Raw genomic sequence first — 15664 nt, forward strand, 5'->3', positions numbered from 1 at the left:
TATTCGGGGAGAATGTAACGTGATAAAGGTTGAACTAAACCAATAGTTGAAGGCTTTTGAAGCATTACGGTGATTCAGGGTTACAAGATAGAATGGGGATTTACATTACATAAATCCTGTTGAAATAGAACGAGCAAAACTCTTAAATTACTGACTCGGGGTGAATAATACCAATGTCCAAACCAAAAGGCTTTGAAAAACCGACCGGATTTCGCGACTATACGCCACATGTAGTATCCAAGCTGCGGACGATTGAGCGGAATGTACTGGAATGTATGGAACGCTGGGGTTACCGTCAGATCATCACACCAACGATCGAATACTACGACACGGTAGGTGTAGCGAGCTCCACATCAGATCGCAAATTGTTTAAATTATTGAACAGCCGTGGAACCACGCTGGTACTGAGATCGGATCTAACAGCTCCAATTGCACGTGTCGTTTCATCCATGCTCAAAGATGAGCAGTTACCGCTGCGTCTGTCCTATCATGCGAACGTATTTCGTTCCATTGAAGAGGAAGCTGGACGTGAGGCTGAATTCTTCCAGACGGGCGTGGAGCTGGTTGGAGACGATTCACCTGAAGCGGATGCAGAAGTTGTTGCGCTTGCGATTGCCTCTTTGCAGGCAGCGGGCGTGTCTTCTTTTAAAATAGCCATGGGCCACATGGGATTCCTGAACGGGTTACTGGAGGAAGTGATTCCAGGCCAGACCGCTGAGCAAGAGCAATTGAAGGAAGGGTTACTCGGACGTGATTATGTCGGCTATCGCCAGTCGATTGAAGCATTGAATCTGGAGCCAAAGCTGAAAGAACAGCTTGAAGCGATCCTTCGTCTGCGCGGTGGTAAGGAAGTATGCACACATGCGGTAGAGCTAAGTTCAAGTGCTGAAGCAGCCCAGTCGATTGCACATCTGTGCGCAGTATTCGAAGTGCTGGAAGCATACGGTGTATCCGAGCATGTGCTGATTGATCTAACGATGATCGGTGATTTCTCCTATTATACGGGTATGACGTTTGAAGGGTATGCAGCAGAACTGGGCTCCCCGGTATGTAGCGGCGGACGGTATGATAATCTCTTACAACAGTTTGGGCGCTCGTTGCCAGCTACAGGATTTGCACTGAAAACCAACCGGATTATTGATGGCGTTCACGGCATTACCATTGAAGAGAAAAAACCGGTGCTTATCCAATATAGCCCGAAACGTCGGGCGGAGGCATTAACTGAAGCGGCAAGATTACGCAGTCTGGGACAAAATGTAGTGACACTCCTTCTTCCTGAAGACGGGGCTGGGGCAAGTGCTATATCTGCTGGAGCAACAACCGTCCAGGCTGAGCAGGTTATTACTTACGGATCTGAAGAAGGAGGACGCTGAGATGTCGGATATTCTGAAGGTGGCCATGCCGAAGGGCCGAATCTATAAAAAAGCCTCCAAATTGTTCCGTGAAGCGGGGCTGGATATTCCAGAAGACGTGGACGATACACGTAGACTGGTCATCGAAGTACCGGAAGCCGGAATGGAATTCATTATGGCGAAACCCGTGGATGTTCCAACGTATGTGGAGTACGGTGTTGCCGACATCGGAATTGTCGGTAAAGACGTGCTGCTGGAGGAAAATCGGGACGTGTATGAACTGTTGAATCTGGGAATCGCCCAGTGCCGTATGTCTGTCATTGGACTTCCGGACTGGAAGCCCGGCATCCAGCAACGTGTCGCAACGAAGTATCCTAGGATTGCTTCGCAGTATTTCCGGGAGCAGGGACAGCAGGTCGAGGTGATCAAGCTGAATGGTTCTATTGAGCTCGCACCCCTGATTGGTCTGGCAGATCGAATCGTCGATCTGGTGGAGACAGGTCAGACGCTGCGCGAGAACGGACTCGTGGAGATGACAGGCATTCTGGATATCACGAGCCGACTTATCGCGAATCGGGTAAGTTATCGGATGAAAAATGCACGAATCCAGGCTTTGTGTGATGCACTTCAGCAGGTCATTCCGGCATCGAATGAGATTTCGGCGGGAAGCTTTCGGGGATAAACTAATGCGTTGGAAACATAGATGAGAAACATGCAAAGCAGAAGCAAAAGCAAGAATAAGAGTAAGAGACACAACAAAGAAATGAATCGGCTATAAGTCGGCATTACAGGGGATAAGGAGGTTGTACGCATGAAAATTGTACCTGCACGGGATTTTGATCTGAAGCGGGAAGTGGAGTATGGCACGCCAGAGCAAAATGAAACGGTACGGCGTATTGTCAGCGACATTCGCCGTGAGGGTGATGCGGCACTGCTGCGTTACACGGAGCAGCTGGACCGTACGAAGCTGACGGCCGCGGAATTACGCGTGCCGCAGGAAGAGCTGCAGGCGGCTTATGCAGCCGTGGAGCCATCCTTTGTGACGGCGATTCGACAAGCCGCCGCCAACATTCGTGCGTTTCACGAGAAGCAGAAACGCAACTCGTGGATGGATTGGCAGCCGGACGGCAGCCTGCTAGGCCAGGTCATCCGACCGCTGAAGCGGGTCGGGGTCTATGTCCCTGGCGGCAAAGCAGCGTATCCATCGTCTGTGCTGATGAATGTAATTCCGGCACAGGTGGCAGGCGTGCCGGAGATTGTTCTGGTGACGCCGCCGTCTACGAACGGTGGCGAAGGTATTAACCCGTACATTCTCGTGGCTGCTGCGGAAGCAGGCGTGAGCGAGATGTACCGGGTTGGCGGCGCTCAAGCCATCGCCGCCCTCGCTTACGGCACGGAGAGTATTGCCCCGGTCGATAAGATCTGTGGACCGGGCAATATTTACGTGGCGCTCGCGAAGCGCGAGGTGTACGGTGCGGTCGATATCGATAGTATCGCCGGGCCGAGTGAGATTGTGGTGCTCGCCGATGATACGGCGAATCCAGTGTATGTCGCCGCCGACCTTTTGTCGCAGGCGGAACATGACGAGATGGCATCGGCCATTCTCGTCACGAATTCGGCCACGCTGGCGGAAGCCGTGCAGGGCGAAGTGCAGCGCCAGCTTGAAGTGCTGCCGCGGCGCGATATCGCTGCTGCTTCGGTAGAGCAGTATGGCGCGATTATTGTGGTCGATTCCATCGATGAGGGAATCGATGTGGTGAACCGGCTTGCACCGGAGCATCTGGAGATCATGGTGCAGGAGCCGATGGCTTACGCTGGCCGGATCGAGAATGCCGGTGCGATCTTCCTCGGCCCGTACAGTTCGGAGCCGGTAGGAGACTATTTTGCCGGACCCAATCACATTATTCCGACCAATGGAACTGCACGGTTCAGTTCACCAGTGGATGTGGATGATTTTATCAAAAAATCGAGTCTGATCTATTATAGTAAAGAAGCGCTGCTGCAGAACGGAGCGGCTATTATAGAGTTGGCCCGTCATGAGGGTCTTGAAGGGCATGCCCGTGCAATCGCTGTACGGTTAGAACAGGAAGGAAAGGCGGAATCAGACAATGGATAAGCAAAATAATGGTGTGGAACTTGAAAACAAAGGCGCAGTGCGCCAAGCAGAGGTTGATCGTAAAACAAACGAGACCAATATCCAATTGGCTTTTGCCGTAGATGGAACAGGACAATCCACGATTGAAACGGATGTACCGTTCCTGAACCATATGCTGGATCTGTTCACGAAGCACGGACAATTCGACCTGAACGTTCAGGCTCGCGGAGATATTGACATCGACGATCATCACACGGTTGAAGACATTGGAATCTGTCTCGGACAGACGTTGCGAGAAGCATTGGGTGACAAACGTGGCATCAAGCGCTACGCCAGTGTGTTTGTACCGATGGACGAGGCGCTCGCCCAGGTTATTATCGATGTGAGTAACCGACCTCACTTTGAATATCGTGCAGAATACCCTTCCCAACAGGTAGGCAGTTTCTCCACGGAGCTGGTGCATGAATTCCTGTGGAAATTGGCATTGGAAGCTCGGATTACTCTACACGTCATTGTGCACTATGGACAGAACACGCACCACATGATTGAAGCGATCTTTAAAGCATTGGGACGTGCGCTGGATGAAGCAACGATGATTGATCCACGTGTAACGGGTGTGCCTTCCACGAAGGGAGTGCTGTAGACGATGGCGATTGCAATTGTCGATTACGGTATGGGGAACCTGCACAGCGTCGGCAAAGCGGTCGAACGTCTTGGCTACGAAGCGCTGGTCACGGGTGAACGCGAAGAGATTCTTGGCGCAGATGGTGTCATTTTGCCAGGCGTAGGTGCTTTTGGTGATGCGATGGTTCACCTGCGGGAGAGTGGACTGGATACGGTGGTGAAAGAAGCCGCTGCAGGCTCCAAGCCACTGCTTGGTATCTGTCTGGGCATGCAGTTGTTATTCAGCTCAAGTGAAGAGCATGGCGAGCATGAGGGACTGGATATTTTACCAGGTAAAGTGGTACGATTCGCACCAGGAGAGCTGAAGGTTCCTCATATGGGATGGAACCGTTTGGAATTCCTGCACGCGGAAAACCCGCTATTTACTGGGCTTGAGGCAGGTCACGTCTACTTTGTCCATTCCTATCATGCACTTACCGAAAACAGAGACGATCTGCTGGCAGTGACGGATTACGGACATCCGGTTACAGCCATTGTAGGTAAAGGATCGAACTTCGGTATGCAGTTCCACCCGGAGAAAAGTGGCGAACTTGGGATGAAGCTGCTCGGCAACTTTCTAGCTCTGACAGGCGCGCCTGTCCAAAGGTAAATACCTCTGGAATACGTTCTGTGGATGACAGGACTGGTGCAAGAGAACGGATGTATCGTCTACGGAAGCCTAAAGAAAAAGTTTTTAGCTGAATTTCAATTTTATATGATCAGAGACGGATGACTCACTGCTAAGGTGTGTTAACATTGCATGCCTGGTATGGAGATTGCGCGACTCTTCTAACCTATAGAAATACCTGAAGTTAAACACGCGGGCACAGAATCCAGCGTACCGATAGAATTCATATCGTCAGTATGTAATTAAGCGTACAAATCTAATCCATATTCAGGAGGCCTTTTATGTCATCTTTTATCCTATATCCGGCGATTGATATCCGGGACGGCAAATGTGTAAGACTGGTGCAGGGAGATTATAATCAGGAGACCGTTTATAACGATGACCCGGTTCAAGTGGCTATTTCCTGGGAGAAGCAAGGCGGTACATACGTCCATCTGGTGGATCTGGATGGGGCCAAAGCAGGACGTCCCGTTAACGATGAGCTGATTGGACGGATTGCCTCGGCGGTGAACGTACCCGTTCAGGTTGGTGGCGGACTTCGTACGGTAGCGGATGTAGAGCGTTTGCTGGGTCTGGGTGTTAGCCGGCTGATCATCGGGACAGCAGCGATTGAGGATCGTGCTTTTACAGAGGAAGTATTGGGACGTTACGGGGATAAGGTTGCAATTGGTATCGATGCACGTAACGGTTACGTGGCAACTCGCGGTTGGCTTGAAACATCGGAAGTACAGGCAGAGGTGCTTGCTAAGGAACTGGCGGCATATGGAGCAGAAACGTTTATCTTTACGGATATATCCCGTGATGGCATGATGCAAGGTCCTAATGTGGAAGCGATTGTGTCTCTTGCCAAGACGAGCGGACGGACGGTTATTGCTTCCGGTGGTGTGAGTGTGATGGATGATCTGCTTCGTCTGAGTCGTCATGCGGATGATGGTGTTGGTGGAGCGATCGTGGGCAAAGCGCTGTATACTGGTAGTATCGATCTGTCTGAAGCAGTACGTGTGGTAAATAAGTAAAGGATATCCGGTTAGAGAGGAAGAGGTAGCATGCTGGCAAAAAGAATCATTCCCTGTCTGGACGTGAAGGACGGCCGGGTCGTCAAAGGCGTCAACTTCGTTAATCTCCGCGATGCGGGTGATCCGGTAGAGCTGGCGGCGCTATATGACCGCGAGGGCGCGGACGAATTGGTATTTCTCGATATCTCCGCTTCGGTAGAAGGCCGCGAAACGATGGAAGAAGTGGTACGGCAGACAGCCGGCGAGATTGCGATTCCATTTACGGTAGGCGGTGGCATCTCCAAAGTGGAGGACATGAAGCGGATTCTCCGTGCAGGTGCAGACAAAATTGCAGTGAATACAGCTGCTGTACTTAATCCGCAGTTGATTGCAGATGGTGCACGTCGCTTTGGCTCCCAATGTATCGTCGTAGCGATCGACGCCAAATATAATGAAGCTTGGGGCGAGTGGGAGGTCTACACGCATGGTGGACGGAAACCCTCTGGGATCAAGGCGCTTGAATGGGTTAAACAGGCAGAAAGCTTGGGCGCGGGAGAAATTCTGCTGACAAGTATGGACGCGGACGGAACGAAAGACGGTTTCGATCTGAAGCTGACGGCAGCCGTATCCGAATCTGTGCGTATTCCAGTCATCGCATCGGGCGGTGCGGGCAAGGAATCTCATTTTTATGATGTATTTACCACAGGCAAAGCGGACGCAGGTCTGGCCGCAACGATTTTCCATTACAAAGAAATCGCCGTACCGGCGCTTAAACAACATTTGAGAGAACAAGGGGTGGAGATCCGTGACTAAAGTGAGTGATGAAATCAAGGAACAGTTATCCTTGGAACAGGTTGTGGAACACATTCGTTGGAGTGATGATTTGGTTCCTGCCATTGTGCAGGATGTGGATACTCGTGAAGTTTTAATGATGGCTTATATGAATCGTGAATCCCTGAAGTTGTCGCTGGAATCCGGTGAGACCTGGTTCTGGTCGCGCTCTCGTCAGGAGTTGTGGCATAAAGGTGCAACCTCTGGTAACGTGCAGACGATTACTTCCCTGAAATATGATTGTGACGGCGATACCTTGTTGGTTGAGGTCAAACCCAATGGTCCTGCTTGCCATACAGGTGCGGTGACTTGTTTCCATAATGAAATCATTGGTTTGCCAGAGAATTTGGCAGACAAGGTTTCGGATGAAACGGGTGCGGCATCTGCTTCTGCAAGTTCCAGTTCCGAAAGTCGCTTCGAGGTATTGGCTGAACTGGAATCCGTTATTGCAGAACGTGAACGTGAGCGCCCTGAGGGTGCATATACAACGTATCTGTTTGATAAAGGTGTAGATAAAATACTGAAAAAAATCGGTGAAGAAGCGTCCGAGACGATTATCGCCGCCAAAAATAAAGATAATGACGAGCTTCGTCTGGAAGTCAGTGACCTGATGTATCACCTGCTCGTCCTGTTACAGGAGCGCAAGCTGCCGCTGGACGACATTATGTCAGAGCTGAGCCGCCGTCATGAACGGCCTCGCCGCGATTAGGAGGCGAGTTACGTGCGTATAGACTATCACACACACCATGAGCGGTGTGGACATGCAGTCGGTAAACTGGAGGAATACGTGCAACGTGGTGTGGAGATCGGACTATCCCAGATTGGATTATCCGATCACATGCCATTGTTGCATGTCGATCCAGCTCAATATTATCCGGAAATGGCGATGCCTATGGATGAACTGCCGCGTTACATAGAGGAATGTTTCTCCCTGAAAGAACGTTACCGTGGACAGATTGACGTACGTGTTGGTCTGGAAGGTGACTATATTGAAGGCTGGGAAACAGAGATCCGTGCAATCATCGAGCGTTATCCATGGGACTATGTGATTGGCTCCGTTCATTTCCTTGGGGAATGGGACATTACGGACTTCCGCCAGACCCATCACTGGGAGGGCAAAGACGTCCTTGAAGTATATCGTCAGTATTATGATGCTGTAGGCAAGGCTGCTGCGACGGGCATGTACGATATTATGGGCCATACGGATGTCATTAAACGGTTTGGCTTTGTTCCTTCAGCGGAGCAGACAGAAGAACGTATCACATTGGAGAACGCAGCGCTGCAGGCTATAGCCAAAACCGGCTGCGCCATGGAGCTGAATGCTTCCGGATTATCGAAGCCTTGTGCCGAGATGTTCCCTAGTCGCAGAATGCTGACAGAAGCTATTCGCTTGGGTATTCCATTAACCATGGGCTCTGATGCACATGACCCAATGAAGCTGGGCGATTATTTGCCCGAAGCTGAAGCTCTTTTACGTGAGTTGGGCTGTACGGAGGTCGCTGTTTTTGAAGGCCGTCATCGTTCTTTCATTCCTTTAAATGTATAAGCCAGTGGAGTATAATGAGGGTAGGAAATAACCTTTTAGATAAGGGATTATATAGGGATTTCAACCCTCGGGAGGGCATTATGCAGCATTCGTTACGTATTTTTTCCGGTTCATCGAACCCTAAGCTGGCAGAACAGGTATGCGACAAGCTGGGAGTACAACTGGGCAAGATCAAGCTGTCCCGGTTCAAGAGCGGAGAAATTTACGTTCATTATGAAGAAACGATCCGTAATTGTGATGTGTTTCTGGTACAGTCGTTGTCTCATCCGATCAATGAGCTGTTTGTCGAGCTGCTTGTGATGATTGATGCCGCAAAGAGGGCTTCAGCGCGCACTGTGAACATCATTGTTCCGTATTACGGTTATGCTCGTCAAGAGCGTAAATCTGCTCCTCGGGAGCCGATCTCGGCCAAGATGGTAGCAGATGTATTAACGACAGCTGGCGCCAATCGGGTAGTAACGATCGATCTGCATGCAGCGGCCATACAGGGATTCTTTAACATTCCGGTTGACCATATGACATCGCTGGATCTGATTAGTGACTATTTGTTAAGCAAAGGAATCGAGAATCCTGTTGTGGTCTCTCCGGATGCGGGACGAGCATCGATGGCAGAGAAGCTGGCGAATCGTCTAGATTCCCCATTTGCCATTATGATCAAGAAACGTCCAAGCCATAATGAATCGGTGATCACCCATGTCATTGGTGATGTTGAAGGCCGAACACCCATTATTATTGAGGATCTGATCGACACCGGAACAACGATTCTGAATGTCGTGGAAGGGTTGAAGGAACGTGGGTCCAAAAATGTATATGTATGTGCAACACACGGATTGTTCTCGGATGGGGCAGTGAGTAAATTGAATCACCCGTCTATTGAAGAGGTGGTGGTTACAGACTCGATCGCCCTGCCAGATGATCACCCTGAATGCTTCAAAGTGTTACCTGTTGCACCCATGCTGGCCCGCGCCGTACGCATTATTGTGGATGGCGGCTCCATGGCCACATTGTTTAAGGATTCTGGAATTTAGAGCATCGAGGATTTATCGGTGTACTGCCAGATTAACTGATCCGTGTCTGAGTTGTTGTCTGCTCAGCACGGTTTTTTGCTTTTGACTCTGCGAATTCAATTCTTGCTTTGCTGCTCGGAGGCTTGTGCTATAATAACATAAAATCAGTTATGATAGCGTTATCATATGGTATTCAGCCCTGAGGTGAGGATGCTGAACAGTAGAAACCACGGCTGAGAACATTGGCATCGTGGAGTGAGGAGTGGGGTCTATTGTCTCGTAATTGGTACTACCGGTTACTGTTCTCGTATTTCCCGATTTTTTTTCTTACGGTGACCATACTCATTTTCATCGCGTTTGTCTTCATTAATGACATCTCCAAGGAGGAAACGAAAAAAGCAGACCGGATCTCCTCCAGTTATATGTTAGATACGGTGGATCGTACAATCAGAGATATTGAACTATCTATCCTTGAAACGGCACAGAGTCAGCAGGCCTACAAACTCTATTTTAATAACACAAACCAGACCAGCTCAGACACGGTATATGCGATTGCGCAAAGTTTACGTGAGCTAACCAATTCATCCTCATGGATTCAATCCATCTATCTGTATGACAAGCGAAATAAACATGTACTGACCGTAAGTGGTTCCAGAGAAGTGGAAAGTTTCTCGGATAAGGCATGGATTGATCAAATGGAAGCCGGGTCTATCGGTTCAGGCTGGCAGCCGGTCCGGGAATTCGATGCGGACTCTGTTCAACGTACCCCTATTCGCGTATTAACGGTGAACAAGGATATGCCTTTGCCTTTTGGCTCTCAGGGCACACTGGTCATTAATATCAAGATGAGCAGCATTGAGCAGAGTGTAGACAGTATGGTTAATGGTCAGCTCTCATTCCTGACGATTACGGATCGGGAAGGTAAGGTTGTGTACAATGCACACTCGGACCAAGAAGGCTCGATAGATGGTCAGGAACTGAATACGCTACCGCTAGAGAGACTGGGCTGGACAATATCCAGTGGAATTAAGGCCGGCAACTTATTTGGCTGGGTATCTGTAGTGTCTTATGTATGGGTAATCATTGCGATTGTGACTGTCATCTGTGCGATTGTGTATATCGTGTACATTACTCGCCGTAACTATAAACCCATTCAGATCATCATGAACCGGATTGAGTCTCATCAGATTCGGGCGTTTGAACACTCGGGTGCTCGCACGGATGAGATGAAGATGATTGACGGTGTGCTTGAAAATCTGATTAATCACATGATGGATTATGATAAGAAAAGCAGGGAAAATGTACTCATGCAGCGCAGCAAGTTGTTCAATGCCCTGTTGCATGGTGAACACACGGAAAACGCAGCAGAGCAATTAAAAGAACTTTCTCCACTGAATGATGTGCATGACTCGTCGCGCTTTGTCGTTGTTGTTGGAGAGATTAACCGTTATGAGAAGGGTTTTCAGGAGAGGTACACGAGAGGTGAACAAAATACGCTGAAGTTTGCCTTAATGAACGTTTTGCAAGAGCTGTCACGTAATACTGGAGTACAATGCTGGACGGAATGGATTAGTGTAGATCGAATTGCGATCCTTTTTGTGTTCAAAGAACAGAGTGATAACAACTTGGACATGTCTGGGCAGATTCGTGTTGTAGCTGAGGAATGCAAATCTTGGGTAGAACAAAATCTACGTATTTCCTTAAGCTTCGGTATTGGACCTATTGCTCAGGGAGTTGGTGCAATACGAGACTCCTATGCGGCTGCAGAAGCGGTAATGCAACGCAAACTGTTGATGAATGGAGATGTGGGCCAAGCCGACTGCGGTGAACCACAGCATCCTTTACTGGATACCTATACTTATCTGCAGATGATTGCGGACTTTGTTAAGCGGTTCCGGATGTCGAGTGGACAGTGGCGGGAACAGTTGGAGGAGATCTTTACAGCATTTGAAAAGAACAAACTGCCGGATGACGAGATTCGTTCTCTGATTCAAGCCATGTTACAGATGCTCAGCCGAGAGGTGGCCATGATGTCGGAAGGGCTTCAGGAAGAGCTGTCCGAAGAAAACATCAACAGATGGTTGAGTGCTGTGGAAGAGGCGGAGACGCTTACGGATGTGAAGAGTCTTTTGTTCGATGGCCTGACGGACCTGTTCAGAACGTATGTAGCGGTCACGGAAACCAAGAGTTACAAAGCCATGGTTAACGAAATGAAAAATTATATCGAAGAACAGTTTGCGAATCCGGATCTTTCATTGAAACATCTGAGCGACCGATTCCAGATTACGGGCAAACATGCGAGTTATTTGTTCAAGACAGAATTCAACATGAAGTTTGTTGATTTTGTTACAGAGCTGCGTATGAAGGAGACGGAGCAGCTTCTGCTCAATACGGATTACTCTTTGCAGGATATTGCCCTGAAGGTTGGGTATGCAAATGGAATTACGTTGGGACGTGTATTTAAGCGGGTAACGGGCATTACACCAGGAGATTATCGTCGTTTGAAACGTGAACATCGAGAACCCGAAGAGTAACGCAAAAGTGATCATATTCTGAGATCTGTACATCAGGATAGCACAGGGTGAATTTCATGCAGTCACTTTCCACCAGGAGAGCAGGCTCGCAGAGGTTCGCCCTGTTTTCGTTGAACAGTTCTTTGGTATCCGAGATCGATGCAACGGTTTTCGCAGGATAGCAAGCTAATATTCCTATTTTTCCCCGTTTACGAATATAGGCGGTGTGTGAAAATGGTTTATCCGAATGGGGACAGGCAGTTCCGAGTCGTGAGGTGTTGAGAGCCATCACAGCCTAGAGCAGCGCAGCTTTGGGAAAATAATCAGTCTGCGAAAATGTGCTTAACATATAAACCATAATCCGTTTGTAAGCGCTTCCGAAATTGGTTTATTGCTAGAGGTCGGAAAGATGTGGAATACTCGGAGCAAGCCTTAAACATTCACGCAAAGTAAAAGGGGATGACAAAATGATTGGAAAAGCAACCAAAGGGAGTAAGAAGAAATGGATGGGTCTGGCACTTACAATAGTAATGGGAGTGTCCTTACTTGCGGGGTGCTCGTCTGCATCAGAAAAAGAATCAGCAGAAGGCGGGGCAACAACTAATGGTGAGCGTGTTACTTTGAAAGTGGAGGTTTTCGATCGTGGTAACAGTCCTTCTCCACATACGATTACGAACAACTACTTAACTAAATTTGTTCAAGAGAAATTCGGCGATCCGAATAACATTGATGTGCAATTCGTACCTGTTCAACGGTCAGAAGAAACAACCAAACTCAACGTGTTAATGGCCAGCCCCAGTGACGTTCCAGATATTGTGTTTGTATACGACTCCAGTGTGTTCTACCGTTATGCTCAGCAAGGTGGTCTAACTGACGTAGGTGAACTTCTTAATGAACATGCACCTAACTTAAAAGAATATCTCGGCGATGACCTGTTGAAATTCGGTCAGCTTGAAGGTCAGCAATTCGCTATTCCGGGTAAACGTGCCATTACGGCTCGTTACAACTCCTATATCCGCCAGGATTGGCTCGATAAAGTCGGCATGGAAGCTCCAACAACAACGGATGAGCTGTACGAAACGTTGAAAGCATTCAAAGAGAAAGATCCGGGCAATCTGGGCAGCAAAAACATCCCAATGGGTATGGCACTTGCCCCAGCGCAGTACGAAACATTGATTTACTCCTTCATTAAACCTGTACAAGATGGGCTTACGTACAGTCAGCGCTACGAGCTACCATTGCATGATGGCTTCAAAGATGCGATGCAGTTCCTTAACAAGCTTTACAATGAAGGTCTGATCAGCAAAGATTTCAGTCTTGACGAAGAAAAAACGCAATTGGTCAAAGACTTCCAGAACGGTAATATTGGCTACATGTCTGAGGACGTAGGTCAGATTCTGTATGCAGATGGTATGCTTGATAATTTGTATAAAAATGTACCGGATAGCAAAGTTGTAGCAGTTGACGCTTACACCAACTCGAATGTGGACAACAAACACATCAAATCACGTTATGGTAGCAACGGTATGTACATCATGATTCCAAAAAGCAGCAAACGTTCCGTTGAAGCAGTGAAATACCTAGACTGGATGGCTTCTGGAACGAACTTGCTGGAGATGAACACCGGTGTCGAAGGTGAAAATTACGATATGGTTGATGGCGTTCCAGTTGTTAAAGATGATGCACCACAGGATGTCAAAGATCGTCTCTACAACGGTGGTGACATGGCCATTATTGCCAACGGTAAAGTAGTTGGAGATCAGGCAGCTAATGAAGCCGCATGGATTGCTGGCTTCCCAGAACGTAACCATGAACTGATGAGACAGTCTATTGATATCGCTAATACGGATACGATCGGCCCGGTTATCTTCAGCAAACCAATTGAAGCAGAATCTAAATATGGTACAGCGCTAAATGATAAGTTGAAAGTGCTTATTGTGAAAACTGCGATGGCTAAACCGGCAGACTTCGAAGCGGTATATGAAAAAGAAATAAATGATTTTATGTCACTGGGTGGCACAGAGCTGAAGAAAGAGCTTGAAGCAGCACTTCAGTAAGCGTTATCAAATAAACAGATTTATCTTGTGATTACTAAATCAATATGTAATTTACCGCATAACTTTGGAAGGAACGCGTGCCGCCAGTATGGGCGGCACAGCCGTTTCTCTGTTGATAGGAGGAAACCGACTTGACCATCACATACTTGAAAAGGTATTGGCAATTATATGCGCTCATCTCACTGCCTCTGATCTACTTCTTGATCTTTCGTTACGGCCCAATGTACGGGGTTCAGATCGCTTTTAAGGATTTCAACTTGTTTCAGGGCATCAACGGGAGTGAGTGGATCGGTTTCGATGCTTTCCGTGAAGTATTTGGAATGCGGGACTTCTACACCACATTACGAAATACCTTCATGCTAAATTTCCTCGACCTGCTTGTTTCGTTCCCTGCTCCAATTATATTGGCCATCATGCTCTATGAAGTTCGATTCAAATGGTTTAAAAAAATATCGCAAACGATTCTGTACATTCCTCACTTTATCTCCTGGGTTATCATCGGGGGAATTGTATACCAATTGTTCGGTAATCAATCCGGTATGGTTAACGGTGTGTTGGAGAGTATGGGCTTAAATTCAATCCCATTTTTGACAGAGAAAAACCCATGGCTTGTGACGTACCTGTTCACAGGTGTCTGGCAAAGTGCAGGATGGGGAACCATTCTATATCTGGCCGCATTAACCGGCGTCAATAAGGAATTGTTTGAGGCTGCCGAGATTGACGGAGCTTCAAGACTGAAGAGAATCTGGCATATTACGTTGCCAAGTATCAAGCCAACCATTGTGACCTTGCTCATTCTTAATCTCGGACATATGGTCAGCATTGGTTTTGATCGACCTTATATTATCGGTAACACAGCCGTACGTGAATATTCAGATGTACTTAGTACTTTTGTATACAGGGTCGGCCTTGAATCAGGACAATACACGCTGGCAACTGTCGTAGGACTATTCCAGGCTGTTGTTGGGCTAATCTTTGTACTTGGCTCTAACTATATTTCAAAAAAGGCAACCGGCGAAGGCATTTTATAAGTTATCAAAGCATGAAAGATACGCCAATCGGCTTGTATGTATAGACTATCAGCAAAGGAGCTGTGCGCATATGAGTGAACGCACCTCAAATCGGATTTTTGATATCGTTAATATCTCCTTTATCAGTTTGTTTGTTATATTCTGTCTGGCTCCATTTCTGCACACCATTGCGATATCACTAAGTTCTAACCGGGCTATTACTTCGGGAGAAGTGACCATTTTTCCTAAAGAATTCAACTGGGATGCGTATATCCAAGTATTCTCTGATCAATCCATGCTATATTCACTTGGCTTTACGACTGTTCTGACAGTGGCAACCACAGTGTTGTGCATGTTATTCACACTTGCTGCTGCATACCCCCTAACCAAGAAAAAATTGAAAGGGCGCAAGCTCTTCATGTATGTCATCATCATTACGATGTTCTTCAGTGGCGGGATGATTCCCGAGTATTTGCTCATTCGTGATCTCAATATGCTTAACTCAGTCTGGGCACTGATCTTACCGGGACTGGTAAGTCCATTTAACCTGATTATCCTGATCTCATTTTTCAGAGGCATTCCTGAAAGTCTGGAAGAATCAGCAGAAATTGACGGCAGCTCACATGTTCACACGCTATTCAAAATCATATTGCCATTATCCATGCCTGTACTTGCCACATTAGCGCTATTCTATGCAGTTGGTCGCTGGAATGGATTCCAGGATTCACTGTTGTATATTAATGATCCCAAGTTGTATCCACTACAACTGAAGCTCTTCCAAATGGTTCAAAACAACATGGTAAGCGAACTTACATTGATGGAAGGTGCTAACCGTACACCACTGACTCCGGAAAGTCTCAAGGCAGCTACAGTTGTATTCGCAACGGTACCCATTCTGCTTGTCTATCCGTGGCTGCAAAAGTATTTTGTCAGCGGTGCCATGCTTGGCGCGGTAAAAGGTTGATAT

The 15664-nt window shown here is 47.8% G+C and carries 14 protein-coding genes; all 14 read left to right on the forward strand.

Annotation, left to right across the window (positions count from 1 at the left end):
• Positions 1–173: 173 nt before the first annotated feature.
• Positions 174–1373, forward strand: coding sequence for an ATP phosphoribosyltransferase regulatory subunit (locus MKX75_RS00780; RefSeq protein WP_076333452.1), 1200 nt, complete (start codon positions 174–176; stop codon positions 1371–1373).
• Between the two features lies 1 nt (position 1374).
• A complete protein-coding gene (gene hisG / locus MKX75_RS00785) occupies positions 1375–2034 on the forward strand; it encodes an ATP phosphoribosyltransferase (RefSeq protein ID WP_076333453.1) in 660 nt (219 codons plus the stop codon).
• 129 nt (positions 2035–2163) lie between these two features.
• Entirely contained in the window at positions 2164–3468 is a 1305-nt protein-coding gene (gene hisD, locus MKX75_RS00790) for a histidinol dehydrogenase (RefSeq protein WP_076333454.1), read from the forward strand.
• Complete coding sequence (gene hisB, locus MKX75_RS00795) at positions 3461–4090, forward strand: imidazoleglycerol-phosphate dehydratase HisB (protein WP_062837768.1); 630 nt, start codon at positions 3461–3463, stop codon at positions 4088–4090. Before hisD ends, hisB begins: the two co-directional genes overlap by 8 nt.
• Positions 4091–4093: 3 nt before the next feature.
• Positions 4094–4720, forward strand: coding sequence for an imidazole glycerol phosphate synthase subunit HisH (gene hisH / locus MKX75_RS00800; protein WP_076333455.1), 627 nt, complete (start codon positions 4094–4096; stop codon positions 4718–4720).
• A gap of 299 nt (positions 4721–5019) precedes the next feature.
• Positions 5020–5754: a 1-(5-phosphoribosyl)-5-[(5-phosphoribosylamino)methylideneamino]imidazole-4-carboxamide isomerase gene (gene hisA / locus MKX75_RS00805; RefSeq protein WP_339167993.1), complete on the forward strand. Its 735-nt coding sequence runs from the start codon at positions 5020–5022 to the stop codon at positions 5752–5754.
• A 30-nt stretch (positions 5755–5784) separates the two neighbouring features.
• Entirely contained in the window at positions 5785–6546 is a 762-nt protein-coding gene (gene hisF, locus MKX75_RS00810) for an imidazole glycerol phosphate synthase subunit HisF (protein ID WP_017691268.1), read from the forward strand.
• A 1-nt stretch (position 6547) separates the two neighbouring features.
• The gene (gene hisIE, locus MKX75_RS00815; protein ID WP_339170281.1) at positions 6548–7273 is read left to right on the forward strand and encodes a bifunctional phosphoribosyl-AMP cyclohydrolase/phosphoribosyl-ATP diphosphatase HisIE; all 726 of its coding nucleotides are present in this window, start codon (positions 6548–6550) and stop codon (positions 7271–7273) included.
• 12 nt (positions 7274–7285) lie between these two features.
• Positions 7286–8110, forward strand: coding sequence for a histidinol-phosphatase HisJ (gene hisJ / locus MKX75_RS00820; RefSeq protein WP_339167994.1), 825 nt, complete (start codon positions 7286–7288; stop codon positions 8108–8110).
• An 80-nt stretch (positions 8111–8190) separates the two neighbouring features.
• Entirely contained in the window at positions 8191–9138 is a 948-nt protein-coding gene (locus MKX75_RS00825) for a ribose-phosphate pyrophosphokinase (RefSeq protein ID WP_036616184.1), read from the forward strand.
• Between the two features lie 251 nt (positions 9139–9389).
• Complete coding sequence (locus MKX75_RS00830) at positions 9390–11651, forward strand: helix-turn-helix domain-containing protein (RefSeq protein WP_339167996.1); 2262 nt, start codon at positions 9390–9392, stop codon at positions 11649–11651.
• A 446-nt stretch (positions 11652–12097) separates the two neighbouring features.
• Positions 12098–13687 carry an extracellular solute-binding protein gene (locus MKX75_RS00835; protein WP_076333459.1) on the forward strand — a complete coding sequence of 530 codons (1590 nt, stop codon included), beginning with the start codon at positions 12098–12100 and terminating at the stop codon, positions 13685–13687.
• A 131-nt stretch (positions 13688–13818) separates the two neighbouring features.
• Positions 13819–14718 carry an ABC transporter permease subunit gene (locus MKX75_RS00840; protein ID WP_062837760.1) on the forward strand — a complete coding sequence of 300 codons (900 nt, stop codon included), beginning with the start codon at positions 13819–13821 and terminating at the stop codon, positions 14716–14718.
• 70 nt (positions 14719–14788) lie between these two features.
• Positions 14789–15661, forward strand: a complete 873-nt coding sequence (locus MKX75_RS00845) for a carbohydrate ABC transporter permease (protein ID WP_062837759.1) — start codon at positions 14789–14791, stop codon at positions 15659–15661.
• Positions 15662–15664 lie beyond the last annotated feature (3 nt).

Origin of the sequence: Paenibacillus sp. FSL R5-0341, from assembly GCF_037975235.1 — a bacterium.
Taxonomy (GTDB): domain Bacteria; phylum Bacillota; class Bacilli; order Paenibacillales; family Paenibacillaceae; genus Paenibacillus; species Paenibacillus amylolyticus_A.